Annotated in this window: 12 protein-coding genes and 1 tRNA gene; 6 read left to right on the top strand and 7 right to left on the bottom strand. The window is 61.3% G+C overall.

The window, feature by feature from the left end:
• Window positions 1–1,653, bottom strand: coding sequence for an arginine--tRNA ligase (argS, locus tag VLL26_RS02460; protein WP_342319544.1), 1,653 nt, complete (start codon window positions 1,651–1,653; stop codon window positions 1–3).
• A gap of 111 nt (window positions 1,654–1,764) precedes the next feature.
• Here argS and VLL26_RS02455 point away from each other — a divergent pair, with 111 nt between their 5' ends.
• The 6 genes from VLL26_RS02455 to VLL26_RS02430 all read left to right on the top strand — a co-directional run bounded on the left by VLL26_RS02455 (window position 1,765) and on the right by VLL26_RS02430 (window position 8,109).
• Window positions 1,765–2,550, top strand: a complete 786-nt coding sequence (locus VLL26_RS02455; RefSeq protein WP_342319543.1) for a (Fe-S)-binding protein — start codon at window positions 1,765–1,767, stop codon at window positions 2,548–2,550.
• Window positions 2,547–4,073 (top strand): LutB/LldF family L-lactate oxidation iron-sulfur protein, encoded by a 1,527-nt coding sequence (locus VLL26_RS02450; RefSeq protein WP_342320127.1) that lies wholly within the window; start codon window positions 2,547–2,549, stop codon window positions 4,071–4,073. The genes VLL26_RS02455 and VLL26_RS02450 overlap by 4 nt, the downstream gene beginning before the upstream one ends.
• A 1-nt stretch (window position 4,074) precedes the next feature.
• On the top strand, window positions 4,075–4,737 hold the full coding sequence (locus tag VLL26_RS02445) for a LutC/YkgG family protein (RefSeq protein WP_342319542.1): 663 nt from the start codon (window positions 4,075–4,077) through the stop codon (window positions 4,735–4,737).
• Between the two features lie 163 nt (window positions 4,738–4,900).
• The gene (locus tag VLL26_RS02440) at window positions 4,901–6,535 is read left to right on the top strand and encodes an alpha/beta fold hydrolase (protein ID WP_342319541.1); all 1,635 of its coding nucleotides are present in this window, start codon (window positions 4,901–4,903) and stop codon (window positions 6,533–6,535) included.
• An 81-nt stretch (window positions 6,536–6,616) separates the two neighbouring features.
• Window positions 6,617–6,693: transfer RNA gene (locus VLL26_RS02435), tRNA-Arg, on the top strand.
• Between the two features lie 336 nt (window positions 6,694–7,029).
• Window positions 7,030–8,109, top strand: coding sequence for an alpha/beta hydrolase (locus VLL26_RS02430; protein ID WP_342319540.1), 1,080 nt, complete (start codon window positions 7,030–7,032; stop codon window positions 8,107–8,109).
• On the opposite strand, the gene VLL26_RS02425 is transcribed toward VLL26_RS02430, so the two are convergent.
• The 6 genes from VLL26_RS02425 to VLL26_RS02400 form a co-directional block, all read right to left on the bottom strand.
• Window positions 8,090–8,296 carry a PspC domain-containing protein gene (locus VLL26_RS02425; RefSeq protein ID WP_342319539.1) on the bottom strand — a complete coding sequence of 69 codons (207 nt, stop codon included), beginning with the start codon at window positions 8,294–8,296 and terminating at the stop codon, window positions 8,090–8,092. The genes VLL26_RS02430 and VLL26_RS02425 overlap by 20 nt on opposite strands.
• 126 nt (window positions 8,297–8,422) lie before the next feature.
• On the bottom strand, window positions 8,423–8,932 hold the full coding sequence (locus VLL26_RS02420) for a MarR family winged helix-turn-helix transcriptional regulator (protein WP_342319538.1): 510 nt from the start codon (window positions 8,930–8,932) through the stop codon (window positions 8,423–8,425).
• A 32-nt stretch (window positions 8,933–8,964) separates the two neighbouring features.
• The gene (locus VLL26_RS02415; RefSeq protein WP_342319537.1) at window positions 8,965–11,592 is read right to left on the bottom strand and encodes an AAA family ATPase; all 2,628 of its coding nucleotides are present in this window, start codon (window positions 11,590–11,592) and stop codon (window positions 8,965–8,967) included.
• A gap of 4 nt (window positions 11,593–11,596) precedes the next feature.
• On the bottom strand, window positions 11,597–12,727 hold the full coding sequence (locus tag VLL26_RS02410) for a metallophosphoesterase family protein (protein ID WP_342319536.1): 1,131 nt from the start codon (window positions 12,725–12,727) through the stop codon (window positions 11,597–11,599).
• 78 nt (window positions 12,728–12,805) lie between these two features.
• A complete protein-coding gene (locus VLL26_RS02405) occupies window positions 12,806–13,654 on the bottom strand; it encodes a hypothetical protein (protein ID WP_342319535.1) in 849 nt (282 codons plus the stop codon).
• A complete protein-coding gene (locus VLL26_RS02400) occupies window positions 13,655–16,645 on the bottom strand; it encodes a DEAD/DEAH box helicase (protein ID WP_342319534.1) in 2,991 nt (996 codons plus the stop codon).
• Between the last annotated feature and the right edge of the window lie 73 nt (window positions 16,646–16,718).

Genomic DNA, 16,718 nt, shown 5'->3' with positions numbered 1-16,718 from the left:
TTACATCCTCTCCGGCGCGCTCACGCCCACCAGGTTGAGGGCGTTAGACAGCACCTGGCGGGTCGCCATAGCGAGAGCAAGACGCGCGGAGTGGATCGCAGCCGGGTCCTCCCCCGCCTTCGGCAGGATCTGGCACGAGTCGTAGAACTTGTGGAAAGAGCTGGCCAGTTCCTCGGCGTAGCGGGCGATGCGGTGCGGCTCGCGCAGCTCGGCGGCGGCTGTGACCACGGCTGGAAACTCGCCAAGGGTGCGGATCAAATCACCCTCCTTGTCGTGCACGAGCAAGGAAACGTCCGGATCTCCGATGGCCACTGCCGCCTCATCGGCCCGTCGCGCGATGGAGCACAGCCGCGCGTGCCCATACTGCACGTAGTAGACAGGATTATCGGAAGATGCTTTTGTCCACAGATCCAGGTCGATATCGAGGCTTTGGTCCACCGACGAGCGCACCAGCGCGTAGCGCGCCCCATCGACGCCGATCGCCTCAACCAGGTCGTCGAGGGTGATGATGGTGCCGGCCCGCTTCGACATCTTCACCGGTGTGCCTTCGCGCACCAGGTTAACCATTTGCCCGATGAGCACCTCCACCGCCTCCGGGTTGTACCCCAGTGCGGCCGCGGCGGCACGCAAGCGTGCAATATAGCCGTGGTGGTCGGCCCCCAGCATGTAGATGGCAAGTGTGTGTCCGCGGCTGAATTTGTCGGCCACATAGGCGATGTCGCCGGCGATGTAGGCGGCGTTGCCGTCGGATTTGATCACAACGCGGTCTTTGTCATCGCCGAAGTCGCTCGAACGCAACCACCACGCGCCGTCCTGCTCGTACAGATTGCCGTTGTCTTTCAAGGTGGCGATAGCTTGGTCCACCGCACCGGATTCAAACAGAGAGTTTTCGTGGAAGAACACATCGAAGTTCACACCGAACTGCTCCAGGGAGTCCTTGATGTGAGCGAACATCATCTCCACACCTGCGGCGCGAAAATTCTCCTGCACCTCAGCGTCGGTGCCGTCGAGAGCGTCCGGGCGTATGACTACGACCTTTTCAGCGATCTCGGAGATATAGGCGCCACCATAGCCGTCCTCCGGGGCCGGCTCTCCCTTGGCCGCTGCCACCAGGGAGCGCGCGAACCTGTCGATTTGCCCGCCGTGGTCGTTGAAATAGTATTCACGGGTTACTTCCGCGCCCACCGCCTCCAAGACACGGCCAAGCGAGTCGCCCACCGCCGCCCAGCGTGTGCCGCCCAGGTGGACGGGGCCGGTCGGGTTCGCGGAGACGAACTCCAAGTTGATTTTCTGGCCAGCATAGATATTCGACCCGCCGTAGGTGTCAGCCGCGGCGAGGATGTCGGTGACGATCTTGCCCTGAGCATCGGCGGCCAGGCGCAGGTTAATAAAGCCCGGGCCGGCCACCTCAGCGCTGGCGAAGGCGCCGTTGTCTGCCAGGGCCTCGACCAGCCAACCGGCGAGCTCACGCGGGTTGGTGCCCGCTTTCTTGGCCACCTGGAGAGCAATGTTGGTGGCGTAGTCGCCGTGCTCGGGGTTGCGGGGTCGTTCCACGGTGACGGTGTCCGGGACGACGGATGCGTCCAGCTCGTGGGCAGAAAGTACAGCGCGGGTGGCCGCCTGGATCGCGGCGGCAAGGTCTGCTGGAGTCATGGGGCCCAAGTCTAATTCAGTACCCGGACATCCATAAGTTTCAGGTGAGCTCCAGGCGTAGCATCGGAGTCGACACTACCCCTCCACTGCGCGAAGGAGACGTAAACAAGTATGCGGGTCGCTTTGTTTTCCACCTGTATCGGCGACGCACTTTTCCCAGACGCCCACAAGGCCTCAGCCCTGGTGCTCTCGCGCCTCGGTTACGAGGTTGTGTTCCCGCAAGGGCAGACGTGCTGCGGGCAAATGCACGTCAACACCGGCTACCAGCGTCAGGCGGTGCCGATCATTGAAAGCTATGTCGAGGCCTTTTCCGATCCTTCCATCGACTACGTGGTCGCCCCCTCCGGCTCCTGCGCCGGAGCCGTGCGCCACCAGCACGCCACCCTCGCCGAGCGCTACGGCTCAGCCTCGCTGGCCCAAGAAGCGCGACACACCGCTGCAAAAACCTATGAGCTCACTGAGTTCATCACCGACGTGGCAGGCACTCACAACCTCGGGGCGTTTTTCCCGCACCGGGTGACCTACCACGAGTCTTGCCACTCGAAGCGGGTGCTGGGGGTGGGCGAGCGACCCTACGACTTGTTGCGCAATGTCGAGGGCCTGGACTTAGTCGATCTGCCCAACAAGGAGGAGTGTTGCGGATTCGGAGGCACCTTCGCTGTAAAGATGAGCGAAGTCTCCGCCGCGATGGTCGCGGACAAAACCCGCCACATCAAAGACACCCAGGCCGAGTACGTCACCGCTGGTGACTCCTCATGTTTGATGAACATTGCGGGGGCCTTAAGCCGCCAGCACCTGGGCATCCGCGCCTTGCACATCGCCGAGATCCTCGCTTCCACCAAGGAACACCCGTGGACGCCGAGATCGGCCGCTTACTCGAAGGAGTCAATGCTGTGAAGGTTTCCCTCGGCACACCCCCCATGCCCCCTCACGCGCACGGCCCCAGCCACCTGCGCGGTGACGTGAAGTTTCAAAAACGTGCGCACATCGAGCTTGACGACGCCACAAAGCGCCGCAACCTGCACTACGCAACCACCACCATCCGCACCAAGCGCCAGGGCGTCGTTGATGAACTCGACGACTGGGAGGCGCTGCGCGAAGCTGGCTCGACCATTAAACGCGATGTGCTGGCGCGCCTGCCGGAACTGCTCGAGCAGTTCGAGGCCGCCGTTACCGCCCGCGGCGGGCATGTCCATTGGGCGCGCGATTCCCGCGAGGCCAACGACATTATCCGCGATTTGATCCAGGCCACCGGAGAGACAGAGGTAGTCAAGATCAAATCCATGGCCACCCAGGAAATCGCCCTCAACGAGGAGCTTGAAAAGGCAGGTATCCACGCGCAGGAAACCGACCTGGCGGAGCTGATAGTCCAGCTTGGGGAGGACTTCCCCTCGCATATCTTGGTGCCGGCCATCCACCGCAACCGCGCGGAGATCCGCGATATTTTCACCCGCACCATGCCAAACGTGGATGCTTCTTTGTCCGCCGAACCGGCGGACTTGGCGGAAGCGGCCCGCGCACACCTGCGCGAGCAGTTTATGAAGGCGAAGGTGGCCATCTCGGGCGCGAATTTCGGCATTGCAGAAACAGGTACTGTCTCCATCGTCGAATCTGAGGGCAATGGCCGGATGTGTCTGACACTTCCGGAAACTCTCATCAGCGTGATGGGGGTGGAAAAGCTCCTTCCCTCTTTCGACGACCTCGGCGTGTTCCTGCAGCTTCTGCCGCGCTCATCTACCGGTGAGCGGATGAACCCTTATACTTCCTTGTGGTCGGGCGTGACCGAAGGCGACGGCCCGCAAAACTTTCACATCGTGTTGTTAGACAACGGCCGCACCGCCGCGCTCGCAGACGAAATTGGGCGCGAAGCCCTCAAATGTATCCGTTGCTCCGCCTGCTTGAACGTCTGCCCAGTCTACGAGCGTGCCGGCGGGCACTCCTACGGCTCGACCTATCCCGGCCCCATCGGCGCGATCCTCACCCCGCAATTGACCGGCATGGACTCGGCTGATGACCCGAACTCCTCTTTGCCTTACGCTTCTTCCCTGTGCGGGCGCTGCGACGAGGTATGCCCGGTTAAAATCCCCATCACGGACATCCTCCTTGAGTTGCGCCACCGCAAGGTAGAAGACCACACTGCCCGCTTGGAATCTTTTGCCTTCGGCGCGATCAGTCTGCTGTGGGGCAAACCTGGCCTGTGGGACAAGGTAGTGCGCACGCTAGCGTTGGGGCGCCTTTTTGGCGGCGTCAACAAACAGATCACAACACTTCCCGCACCCATGTCGACGTGGACGAACTACCGCGACGTTGCCATCCCGCCGAAGAAGTCTTTTCGGCAGTGGTGGGAATCTGAGGAAGCACAAAGCTTGCTTGCCGAGGCCTATAGCAACGCCCAGAACAAAAACAGTGAGGACAACTGACATGTCCACGACCCGAAACGAAGCAGCAAAAAAGGAAATCCTCCAACGGGTACACAACGCCTTGACGCTGTCAGGTGCTCCCGCCAGCGTCGAGCACGCGCAGGCCCGCCGCAGCACCGTCGAGCGTGGTTCCGCCGAGCTGCGGGCGTTGCTCGTCGACAGGCTGGAGGATTACAAGGCAACGGTCGTCGAAACCACCGAGGACGAACTGTCAGCCAGAATTGCGGCGGTGCTGCACGAACGCGATTGTTCCCACGTGGTGTATGCCCCGGGGCTGCCCACATCCTTGTTTGCTGACTTCACTGGCAACGCGCGCCCCGACAATACTTCTGACGATCCCCGCATGCTCGGGGAGGTCGACGCAGTTGTCACCGACTCGCACGTCACCTGCGCACTGACCGGCACCATCACCCTCGAATCTGGGCCGCAGTGCGGGCGGCGGGCCCTCAGCCTGGTGCCTGATCGCCACGTCGTGATCGTGCGTGATAAAACCGTCGTCTACGGGGTGCCCGAGATGATCGCCCGGCTCAACCCCGACACACCCGCCACCATGATCTCGGGGCCGTCCGCCACCTCCGACATCGAACTGGTGCGCGTCGAGGGCGTCCACGGCCCGCGCGACCTCATCGTGTTCCTTGTCAGTTCAGCGGACCCACAACCATAGCTGCACTTCAGCACGCAATTTGGCCGGTCGCCCCTAGACCATTGGAGCGACCGGCCAAATTGCTGTCATTGTTTCCCGTGCAACGCTTTCCATCGCGCGCATGACATAGTATGAGGCAAACACTATAAAAATCCATGAATCAATCCTGGAAAGGACCGATATTTTGGCACGGAAGTCCCCGAAAAACCGCTTTGCTTCACTTGTTGGCGCTGCCGCGATGACGCTCGGTGGTGTCCTCGCCATGATGCCGACGGCAAACGCGCAAGCTACCCCTGAAATCCAGTGGGAACCGTGCCCGGTACACGTCGACGCCCCGACCGCGCAGTGCGGACGTTTCGCCACCCCGATGGATTACTCCAATCCAGCAGGCGCGAAGATATCCATCGGCGTAATGAAGATTCCGGCTGCCAACCCCGCGGCACGCCGCGGCGCCCTCTACGGCAACCCTGGTGGCCCTGGCGGCGACGCCTACACCTACTTCGGCACATCACAAGCCGGTTTTCAATGGCCGCAGGAAATCCGCGACGAATGGGACCTCATCGCCGTCCAACCGCGGGGCCTGCTGCACTCCACACCACTTGAATGTTCCTTCCCGGAATCCGGCGACCTGTCCTCCGCGGCCAAATTGCAGGCAGACATGTTGCTGAACACCGGCGCGGCCACCCGCCAGCTATGCCAAGGCCCCATCCCCGGCTACGCACAAACCCTAACCACCGAAAACAACGCGCGAGATTGGGAAGCCGCACGCAAAGCTTTGGGCTACGACACCATCTCCATCATGGGGTTGTCCTACGGCACCTACCTCGGCTCCGCTTACGCCACCTTGTTCCCCAACACGACGGACAAAGTCGTTCTTGACTCCGCCATGGACCCCAACGCCCAGTGGCAAAAGCTCATGTCCGACCAGCAAGCAGGATACGAACGGGTCCTCAACGAATACTTCGACTACGTGGCACGCAATGACGAGCGCTACCAGATGGGTAACACCCCACTGAAGGCATACCAGTACTGGTCAAACAAAATCGTCGCGGAAACCGGCACCAACCCGACTGTGACCCCGCCGCCTGCCCGAGTCGGCGACCTGCCGCCGGGACTGGCCTTCGTCGGCCAAGCCGGAGCTGACGCGATGACCGCCACCGGCAAAGCACGTGTCGAAAGCGAAGGTATCGTCTCCCGCCTGCTCAACCCCGGCGCTAACCAAGTCAACTCGAAGCTTCTCTCAGCCACTCGTTTCATGCTGCCCCAAGCAATGAATTGGGACACCCTGGCGCGGTTGACCAACGGAACCCTTCAAACCCCGCTCGCCGGCGAGCCGATTCCGGACCCCTCGAAGGAGGTTCTTGAGGAGTTTCAGGCACAGCAGATCGCTCTCGTGCAACTCCAAGGCGCGCAACTGTGCAACGAGAACGTCTCCCCCGCCAACCCCCTTCTCATCCCCGCCTATGTGTGGTCGAACTTCGTCACCGGCGACATCTTCACCGCACCCAACGCGATGATCGGCTCGGGCGCGTACTGCAATGGTGCCGCTCCCGTCACCGGCAAGGTGGCCCTGAGCGCAGCGGGGTTGAAAACCCGCCCGATGCAAATCAACGCCATCAACGACCCACAGACCATCTACGCCGGACACGGCACCATCGCCAACGCCATGAACTCCCAGCTCGTCACCGTCCACGGCCCAGGACACGGTCATGTCGCGCTGGGCAACAAGGTCGTTGACCGCATGGTCGTTGACTACCTGCGCACCGGAAAGGTCACCTCCGCACACGCCCCCGGCTACTTCGAAGCACTCAGCTACTAAGCGCACAATCAGGCTTTTTCGCCACGCTCGCAAGGGGTGCTAGGGTTATTACTCGTTGCCCTGCAACTAGGGCAACAGATTGTCTCCGTAGCTCAGTGGATTAGAGCATCGGTTTCCGGTACCGAAGGTCGCAGGTTCGAATCCTGTCGGGGACACCATGTGCCATCAGTCGCGACATGATGGACAAACCGGCGCTTCGGGTTTTCTTCAGGCGCCGGTTTTGTGCTTTCACCCGCCATACCGATTCAACATCGATAAGCTGCGGGAAAACTAGGGTTCTTGTTGACAACTCGGCCCCCTTTAGCGGCGCGATTGCCTGCCCTGGATCAAAACGCAAGACACAGCGCGTTGAGGCCGACTGCTTTTTCGTCTCGCGCGTTACAGCCAGCCCATGAACTTCCCGCACCACCGTCGCTTGCGCTCAACATGTGGCACCGCACATTTCTTTCTAAATTCCCGCACACCGCGGCACGTGAACACCCTACGATTGCTCCATGAACCTGCATGAAGCCCTTACCTCCGCGGCGGCGGCCGCGCTCAAGGCCACCCCAAACAAGGTCCTGGCGTTATTCGGCACTACCCGTTGCGCCGATGGGTGGACCTTGGCGGCGGATGTGCGCGTCTCCGAAGTCGCCGTCAACTTACTCAGCGAGGATTTCGCCGGGTTATCCCCCGTCAGGGCCCGCGAGATCATCGAAGCCGACGCCCGCATGGGCGCGGGCCCCAGAATCGACGTCGGTGCGGTGTGGGAGGACACGATCGCGGACATACCGGTGCGTTTCTACCGCCCCGCCGGATATACCGATCGCGCACAGGATCTTCCCACGGTGCTCTACATGCACGGCGGTGGGTGGGTGACCGGCTCACCTGACACCCACGACAACACTGCCCGCTTTTTGTGCCGGGGCGCGCAGGTGCAAGTCATCCAGGTGGATTACCCGCTCGCGCCCGAATACCCGTTCCCCCACGCCCACAACGCGGTGGGTGCGGTTGTCGACGAGGTGCTGGGCGGCGGGGTTGGGGGCGTCGACAAGCATCGCGTAGCGGTTGCTGGCGATTCCGCCGGGGCCACCTTGTCGGCCGTTGCCTGCCTCGAGCGGGCTGCTCGCAACGAAACCCAACCGGCGATGCAGATGTTGTTCGTCCCGGCGACAAACCTTGCGGAGATATCTACGGCCTCTCACCGCGAATTCGCTAGCGGGCACTATTTGACCCGGAAGCAACTCGACTGGTACTACGACCATTACCTCGGCACTGAGCGAAACAGGCGCGAATGGCGCGTCTCTCCCCTTTTCGCCCCGCGGGAACTACTCGCCAAGGTTGCGCCAGCATACATTGCGGTGGCGGGTTTCGATCCGCTCCGCGACGAAGGCATTGCCTACGCCGAAGCTCTCTCTGCAGCCGGCACCCACACCACCTTGGTGGTACACCAAGGGTTGGTACACCCGTTTGTCAACGCCTTTTACGTTTGGCAAGAAGCCAATGAGGCGATGTGGCAGGCGGTGGGGGCGCTTCGCTTCGGTCTCGGCGTCCAAGCTGCAGGCGGCAAGTGGGCTAAAGGCCCTCGGGCATAATTACCCACGCAATGATGTAGGCGATGATGCCGGGGAAAAACCCGGTCAGCGACAAAGCGACAAAGCCGAGGCGCACGATCGTGGGATCTAAGTTGAAACGCTCGGCGATGCCGCCGCACACACCTGCGATCCACCGCTGCGTCAACGACCGCGTCAGGCGCTTGTGGGGATTGGGTTGATAGGTCATTTCGGGGTCCTTTCCTCGTTTTTTCCGACTAGTTCAATCCAACCCGCCAGAGTGGTTGTGTGGCAACGGGGACAACCCTGATTTCTACCCTGATATAACCCTGACGCCGCAGTGCCAGCAAGGGTCCTAGTGTTCGGGTGGCTCCGCCGTGAGCGTGCTGTTGAACCCCGGAACCCCTGGCACGTTGTCGACTTCCGCGATGCCCTGGGCGAAGCGCTTGAGCGCCTCGGCGTCTTCCATGCTGAGGTGGTCAAAGATGACGCGCCGTACGCTTTCGACGTGGTCGGGGGCAGCCTGGCGCAGACGCGCTTGACCTTCGTCTGTGAGGATCACGAGCACGCCGCGGGCATCACCTGGGCTTTTGCATTTGCTGACCAGGCCTCGGCGCTGCATGCGAGTAACTTGGTGCGAGGTGCGGGAGCGGTCCCAATCGAGGTTCGCACACAGATCGCGCAGGCGCAGTTGGTGGTCTTGCGCTTCGCTCAGGGCGACGAGCACGGAGAACTCAGAAGCCGACAGGGCGCATCCTCTTTGCAGGGTCTCGTCGACCACACGGTTGACTTTACGGGATGCGGCCAGCAGCGCCCGCCACAGCGCTTGTTCTTCGTCGTTAAGCCAGCGTGGTCCAGTGCTCATAAAACGCACGTTACTACGTTGTTAAGCGATACCTAAATAACTTCGCTTTTCAGCTCGCTTATCGACGCCCTGCGCACCGCGTCCACCCGGTCGAAACGCTGCGGGTCACAGGTGAACACGAAAACCTGCGCTGTCTTGCCTGCCCGGGTGAACAGGGAGTTCATCAAGGCTATCCGCCGCGGGTCGGTGGCGCCTAGTGCATCGTCGACGACCACCGGCGCAGGAGTGTGTCCTTTTTGCGTCTGCCCAGCTAATTCCGCGATGGCGAACCTAGTTAAGATGGCCATTTGTTCCTTCGCGCCGCCCGAAAGTTCCTCAAGAGGGACCGTGGTGCCGTTGATGGTGCGCCCGGTGACCCGCAATTCCTCATCCAGGTTGAACTCCACCCCGTGGCCAAAGACTACGGAGGCGTGTCCGGCGAGCGCCTTGGCAAAAGGTTGGGCGTAGCGGGCCCTGGCTTCGTCGCGGTGGCGGCGCATGGTGTCCCACAAAAGGCGGGCCGCGTCGGCGCGACGCAGGGTGCGCTGCAGCCGCGCACGAGCGGTGTCCAATTCAGCTTCGGCGCGGTCAGCTTGCTCAGCCACGCCAGTAGCGACGTTAATGTAGCTGCCTAGCTCCAGGATGCGGCGCTCGGCGGCTTCGCGGCGCTGTTTCAGGCTCGTCAGCCTAGTTTCCGCGCCGCGCAAAAGTTCCTCGGCAAGCTCCGGGTTTGCCTGCGCTAGCTTGTCCTCCAGCTCAACGGAAACTTTCTTTGCTTCCCGCTGGTCAACCTCAGCCTTCATAAGGTTTGTGCGCAGTTGCTCACTGGTGGCTTTTTCTCCCGCCGCTGCCAACACTGCCGCGGAATGGTCAATCTCCGCGTCCTTAAGCTCTTTTTCTGTCTCCAAGCGCACCAGGGCTGTCGCGGCTTTCCTCTCCTCCCACGGCTTGAGTGCCGCTTCAGCTTGGGCCTGCTTCGCCTCGGCTTCTTCACGTGCGTTTTCTGCCTCCTCCACCGCTGCTTCGGCGGCGTCGAGTTCGCCTGCTGCAGCAAGAGTTTCATCTTTGGCCAGCAGGTCGTGCTCGGCACGCAGCGCGTGGACATCGTGTCCCTCGGTCAGCTCGTCCAACTTGGCGCGCGCTGCGGCAACTTCGGCGGTGTGCCTGGCGTGGTTATCGCGCGTCGCGCGCGCCTCGTCCACATTGGCGCAACCGGTTTCCTCCAGGACCTTGTTTAACTCCTGCTCAGCGGCGAGCAAATCTTCCTCGGTGCAAGAATCAGCCCCGCCCGCGCGGTAGACAGCAGTGATGCCTTCTAAGGTGATCTCGGTGCCCTCACGAAGCGTCAGCGGTGTGGTTGTTCCGGCGGTGAGGTCGCGGCGGACACCGTCGATGGTGATCGAGGTGTCCTCACCGGGGGTGACATCCAATTTGGCGGCTGTGGCCTCCGCCAACTTCCGGTAAAGCGCGACCTGGTTGGCTGCGTTTTCCACCCGGCGCACGTCCTCGGGGGTAACGGGGCGCGCGGGTGTGTCCCGCAGCAGCGCGGACAGCGCGGCTTCCGCCGTGTCGATCCTGGCTAGCTGCTGTGTCAACTCCCGGAATCGCTGGGCAGCCAAAGCGACCTCTCGTCCGGCGCGCGCTGCGGCAGCGGCCTTGCGTGCGGAGTCGAAAACTCGCCGCGCATCATCACGAGCCGCAACAAGATCATCCACGGCTTCGGCCTCCTCAGTGGCTTTCAGGCGCGCAGCCGCAATCTTTTCCGCCAGTGCCGCAGCGTCCTCACGCAGATGGGAAAGGCGGTGTTCCTGTTCGTCGCGTGCCGCCACATCTTCTCTCGCCCGGTTCACATCAACCTCGGCGCGCTGCACCTGCTCCAGGGCAGCAGCCGCCTCGGCGCGCACAGCCAACGCCGCGGCGGCCTCCGCTTCTTTTTGCGCAAGCTCATCGCGTGCTGCGGGTAGCTCCTTGTCAATGCCGGCGATCTCGGCGCTTCTGCGGTGGACTTCCTCCACCGCCGCGGCAAGCTCCGCCACTTCGGCGCGTTTGTCCTTTTCCACCTGCGCCAGCTTGTCTACCTGGTCGCGGAGCCTTTTCAGGGTGATTTTTTCCTTGCCGTTGGCGTCGAAGTAGCGGTGGTACTCTTTGGCAACGCGCGTGGTCAACTCCGTGTCCTCCAACCCCGCCTCGGCCTCGCCGCTGCTGGAATCAAGCGCGCGGGTAATCGAGGGGATTCCCACCGCGGCAATGCCAGGATCGATCGCACCCTGACGCAAGAACAGGGTTTGGGCCAGTTCCTGCTCCAAGTGCTCCCCTACAATCGCCAACAGTTTGTCGTCTGCCTCGCGGCCAGAAAGCTGCTGCGCCTCGGGGGCGGTGATATTTAACTCACTGCGCTTAGAGCGCAGGAACTTTTTGAAGATGGTGAAACGGTAGGGCCCCACCGAGGCCGTCAGGGTGATGGCGGGGCCCACATCGCGTCCGATGGGCTGCAGTGACTTCACCTTGGCGTTGCCAAAACTTGATTTTTCGTACAGCACCGCGTCAAGTGCGTCCAAAATGGTGGATTTTCCTGTCTCGTTGTCGCCGTCGATGATGATGACTCCCGTGGCGGGAAGATCGCGCAGTTCAAGGTGCTCAATGCCGCGCACATTGTCGAGGATCAGGTCGTGGATCTGCATTGGATTAGTCCTCCTTAGAGAGGCGAAACAGCAGGTTAATGGCGTCACGGGAGGGTTGGGAATCCGCGGTGGATAAAAGCTCGTCCAAGGTGGCGCGGGCGAAGCCGGAAAGCGGTAAATCAGCCAGTTCCTCCTCGCTAGGTTCCAGATGTAAGTTCATCAAACGATCCCGCTCGTAAAGGGCGGCAAAAACCGGTTCCACATCGGCAATTCCCTGTTCAAGGCGTTGCGTCGCTGCCAAACCCAAGGTTCCGTCGATGGAATACTTCACCACGGTGCGCGCCTTGTCGGGGTAAGCCTGAAGCTGCTCAAGAATCCGATCCACGTCCGCATCCTCTGTGACCTCCCAGTGCAACGCGTCGAAAACCCACGTGCCCACGTGAACCTTCTCCACCTCGACCTGACCTTTGTCCAGAGTCACCACAAGCGCGTTGCCAGAATCTGTCTCATTGCCGGCCGCTCCGAGGCGCCGGTCGTGGAAATCGGTAGTTTCCGGGGAACCGGAAAACCACACCTTGCCGCTTGCGCCGAGCTGCCGGGTGGAATGGGTATCACCCAAAGCTAGATAGTCGATTGTCGCGTCGGCAAGTTTGGCCTCCACGTTGGTTAAGTCGATGGTGTCAACCGCGGGCTCTCCCATGCGGGTTTCGACCTGCCCGTGGCCCACTGCGATGCGCACCGCCTCCGTTGGCCCGAGTGGGCGAAGCGCTTTGGCCACCAGATCCTCCGAGGCGAACTTCGCGGTCAGCGGCGCGCCGACGATCTCGACTCCCTCGCGGACTGTGACCGGCTCGAAACTATCCAGCACGTGAACGGAGTCAACAACCTGGGTGTCCATAAACATCGAATCCGCCACAAGCGGATCATGGTTGCCGGGCAAAAGATAGACCGGCACCGGCAGCGCCTTGAGCGCCTCCAATGCGCGCCCGCGGGTTTGTTTTTCCAAAGAGTTATGCTCAAAGACATCTCCCGCGACGACGATGAACTCAGCGCCACGCGATGTCGCAAGACGGCCCAGGGCAGCCACGGCGGCCAGGCGGGCATCGTCGAAGCGCGACTGCGCTTCCGCCGACAGGAACTTCCGGGTCATGCCCAACTGCAAATCTGAGGTGTGGATAAAAGTCACGGCGCTCATGAACACAATGTTTAGCACGCTCCTGCGACACGACTACTCCCACAGAAAAAGACCAGCTCACCGACCTGGCCACCTTGGTTAGTCCTCGCGAATCAACTCGTCGTAAAGGTCCTCGACGTCGGCCACCGCCCGCATCTGGTCAATGTTTGTGAAAGACACCGACGCCACCGCCCGGTGCAAAAGCTCGAGATCGGAGTCGTCGATCATCGGGGCCACCTTCGGTTTCGGCAACTTGGGCAACTCCCGGCCCGCCCAGAAGAAGTCAGAACCTTCCTTGGCGTTTTCCTTCGCCACCTCGCTCGCCTGGCGCTGCACCCCTTTTTCAACCATGTCGAGGGTCAGGGAGCGCAGGGAGAAAACGGTGGCCGGGTGGGCGTCGACAAGCTCGGCGGCCTTGACCGCTACCGCCACGGCATGTTTGCACACCCGCGCGTCGTCAGGGCAGTCGCAGAAGAAGCGAATGCTGTCTGAATCAGGCGCAAGGAGCGCAGAGAGCACCCGGGGGCTGAGCTCTCCACGCCTGGCTTTATCCACCGCCCCCGCCTGGCTGGCCAAAAACGTCAGCATTTCCTGAATGTCGCCCGCGCTGCGCCTGGGCAACTGCACTACCACAGTAAACGGGTCGTTTTGGCTGCCAGCCACCAACGCATCGAAACCCGCCTGGCGCGCCAGAAGCTCAATAACATGGCCCTGTTCGGCGTATTTCTTCCCACGCGCGATCCGACCTTCGTCGGCGTTGTTCAACGCGGCCGCCAACAAGCGACGCGCGGCAGGGCCCTGGCTGGTCGGCGTTTCCACTCGAGCGCGCGCCGTGGGAAAACGCGCCACAGGTGAACCCGTCTGTTCCTTCGGCGGGGCTTCACGCCGCCGCGCCCCGAAGTTCGCATAAATGACGTTGTCTTTGCGTGGGCGCTGTGTGCCACTCATTTACTCTTGCCCCTTGTAGCTCAAAAGCTGCGCCAGATCATCAGCGTCAAGCTCCGTGATCCATCCTTCTCCCTCACCGACGACCGTACCGGCCAAGTGCATCTTGCCTTCAAGCACATCCTGGATAGATTCTTCCAAGGTGCCACGGGTCACCATTTTGTACACCGAGACATCCTTGCGTTGCCCGATGCGAAACGCCCTATCCGTCGCCTGGTTTTCCACTGCCGGGTTCCACCAGCGATCCATGTGGACAACCACAGAGGCCGCGGTTAGGTTCAGCCCCGTGCCGCCCGCCTTGAGCGAAAGAATCATCGCGCGCGGCCCGTCGGGGGCCTGGAATTGCTCCACCATGCTATCGCGGGCTGATTTGCCTACCCCGCCGTGAAGGAAGGGCACCTTCTCACCGAGGCGCTGACTTAAAAAGGGCTGCAAGATGTCGCCAAAAGCCTTGTACTGGGTGAAGATCAGCATGCGTTTATCTGCAGCTACGGCTTCCTCGACAAGCTCCATGAGCAGTGCGACCTTGCCCGAGCGGTGTTTGCCGTTGATCATCACCGAGGAGCCATCACCAAGGAAATGCGCCGGGTGGTTGCAAATCTGCTTGATGCGCGTGATCGACGCCAACACGAGGCCTTTCCGGGCAATGCCTTTGCGCCTTTCCAGTTCGGCTGTGAGGTCGTCGACAAGCGCCTTGTATAACGCGGCCTGCTCCGCGGTCATCTCAACGATGCGCACCGTCTCCTGTTTTTCCGGCAGATCATCAATGATCGTCGGGTCTGTCTTGAGCCGCCGCAAAATAAACGGAGCGGTCAAGCGTTGGAGGCGCTCGCCCATAACTTCGGCAAGTTCTGTGTCACGACGAGTTTCGATGACTTTCGCGAAATGGTTGCGGAAGAAACTCTGCGAGCCAAGCATGCCAGGGTTGACGAAGTCGAGGATGCTGCGCAGCTCGCTGAGCTTATTTTCAATCGGCGTGCCAGTAAGCGCAATGCGGTGGCGTGCCGGTATCGTGCGCACGCTTTTCGACGCCAACGTGCCCGTGTTCTTAATCGCCTGCGCCTCATCCAGCACGACATGGTCCCACGTGATTGCGCCCAACTCGCGAGCATCGCGCGCCACCACCCCGTAAGAGGTGATGACGAGATCCGTCCCGGCGATCAACTGTTCTAAATCTTCACCTTTGCGCCGCTGCGCACCATGGTGAACCACCGCCTTCAGCCCCGGCACGAAACGCGCCACCTCCCGCGCCCAATTACCCACCACCGATGTCGGCGCCACCACAAGAGTAGGACCCGTCACGCGGCCCTCGGCGTGCTCCACCGCAAGCAAGGTGAGCAACTGGAGCGTCTTGCCGAGCCCCATGTCGTCGGCAAGCACCGCGCCCAACTGATTGCGGGACATGTAATACAGCCAGTCCACTCCACGACGCTGATACTCGCGCAACTCGGCCACGACCGCATCCGGGATCTCCACACGCTCGGGAGCGGGACGATCCATACCACCGACCAGCGCAGTAAACCACTTCGATCCGGTGAACTCGACCGGCTCATCCACACTGGCTTCCACCGCCAAACGCCGCAACTCAGCGGCGGTCACAGTGCCGGAAGAAAGGTCTTTGGCCGAGTCCTCGGCACGCTCGGTGAGCTGCGCCATGTACTTTTTGGTCTTGGCCAACGATGCATTATCCGCCAGCACCCATTGCCCACGCAGCTTTACCAAGCCCGACTTGGAATTGACCAAGGCGTTCATCTCTGCGTCGGTAAGTTCCTGGCCGCCGACAGAAATGCGCCAGTCATAATTGACCAACGTGTCGAAGCTGAAATTGGTCGCCGTCGAAGAATCATAAGGATCATCAAGCCTTGAGACCTTAATGCTCGCGGAAGTCTCAGCGTTCGACCAAGCCTTCGGCAACATGACCGCGAAATGGCGGGCCCTCAAACGAAGCGCATCAACGGTGACGAAGCGGACAATTTCATCAGTGGACAAATACACATCCCACTCCCCCTCGGTGCCGCTCACATCCGTCCAGGGCCGACGCGTGTACACCCCAGGATCCAACAGGTCGGTAACTTCCTGGGCGCGCGACAATTCACGACGCAAAGTCTGGATCGTCTGCGCATCATAATCATTGAGATAAATCGGCCGCGGCGCGTCCGTACCGGAGCGCACCTGCACACGCACAGGCCACTGCACCGCATCCTCGTCTTGCGCCTCACTGCCCTCCCCAACCCCGGCTAACTCGTGAGGCTGCTCCACAATGAACACCAACTGCAGATTGACCGCCGTAATCGAACCATTCCACTGGCTAATACGCTGTGACAACTGCGCACCACCACGGCGCAGCGGCGTCGAATGCAAAAGCGAATTGACAAAGTCATGCCAGGGATACGGGCGGGCGTTTTCCTGCACCTCCCGCAAATGTGCCGAGCACACCCAATGTACGAAAGTCTGCGCAATGCTCTCACTAAGATTCGGGTTGTTGACGCTAAGCACCCCAGGCGCTGCCGCAACCATCTCCGCCAGCCAACCCCGCTCATCGACCCCAGTGCCCAACTGCCACTCCGCGAACCACTGTCCATCACGGTACGGCACATGAATACTCACCCGTCCCGCCCGGATGAACCGGGTCACTCCGTTGTACGCGCGGAGAAGCCAATACATATCCGGGGCGATCGATGCCTTGTGCTGCGCCGAAACGGCCGGGGAGGAACCGTCGAGAAAAGCCATCGCCGCCAGGCACTCCACAGCCTGCTCCGGGCCGAAAGCGGCAGTGGGCACGTTGAGATCCACATGGCGGCCACGTGGCGTTTGCAAACGGATCCGGGCACGTGGGCGAAAGTCAACATCTTTGAGCATGGCCTCCACCGACGGAGGAAAAGTGCCCGCCGGCACCTGCGAGGGCACCACGATCCTGTGCCCTTCCACCTGCTCAACCCACAAATTGAGCCCGGAATCCGGCAACCAAAGGCCGTGCAGGAGGAATTCAGGCATAACTTCCCTTATACCATCCTTATACGATGAACAAAGCCGCGTGCCGCAAGCTGTAAATACCTAAGCAACGCGT

The sequence above is a fragment of the Corynebacterium sp. BD556 genome, from assembly GCF_038452275.1.
Classification (GTDB): domain Bacteria; phylum Actinomycetota; class Actinomycetes; order Mycobacteriales; family Mycobacteriaceae; genus Corynebacterium; species Corynebacterium mayonis.
Note: the sequence above shows the minus strand (reverse complement) of the source record. Positions and strands in the feature narration are given on the sequence as shown.

Bases quoted from the DNA above. Each gene is read 5' to 3' on its own strand.
- argS (WP_342319544.1), bottom strand. From the start codon at position 1,653: ATGACTCCAGCAGACCTTGCCGCCGCGATCCAGGCGGCCACCCGCGCT.
- VLL26_RS02455 (WP_342319543.1), top strand. From the start codon at position 1,765: ATGCGGGTCGCTTTGTTTTCCACCTGTATCGGCGACGCACTTTTCCCA.
- VLL26_RS02445 (WP_342319542.1), top strand. From the start codon at position 4,075: ATGTCCACGACCCGAAACGAAGCAGCAAAAAAGGAAATCCTCCAACGG.
- VLL26_RS02430 (WP_342319540.1), top strand. From the start codon at position 7,030: ATGAACCTGCATGAAGCCCTTACCTCCGCGGCGGCGGCCGCGCTCAAG.
- VLL26_RS02425 (WP_342319539.1), bottom strand. From the start codon at position 8,296: ATGACCTATCAACCCAATCCCCACAAGCGCCTGACGCGGTCGTTGACG.
- VLL26_RS02420 (WP_342319538.1), bottom strand. From the start codon at position 8,932: ATGAGCACTGGACCACGCTGGCTTAACGACGAAGAACAAGCGCTGTGG.
- VLL26_RS02415 (WP_342319537.1), bottom strand. From the start codon at position 11,592: ATGCAGATCCACGACCTGATCCTCGACAATGTGCGCGGCATTGAGCAC.
- VLL26_RS02410 (WP_342319536.1), bottom strand. From the start codon at position 12,727: ATGAGCGCCGTGACTTTTATCCACACCTCAGATTTGCAGTTGGGCATG.
- VLL26_RS02405 (WP_342319535.1), bottom strand. From the start codon at position 13,654: ATGAGTGGCACACAGCGCCCACGCAAAGACAACGTCATTTATGCGAAC.
- VLL26_RS02400 (WP_342319534.1), bottom strand. From the start codon at position 16,645: ATGCCTGAATTCCTCCTGCACGGCCTTTGGTTGCCGGATTCCGGGCTC.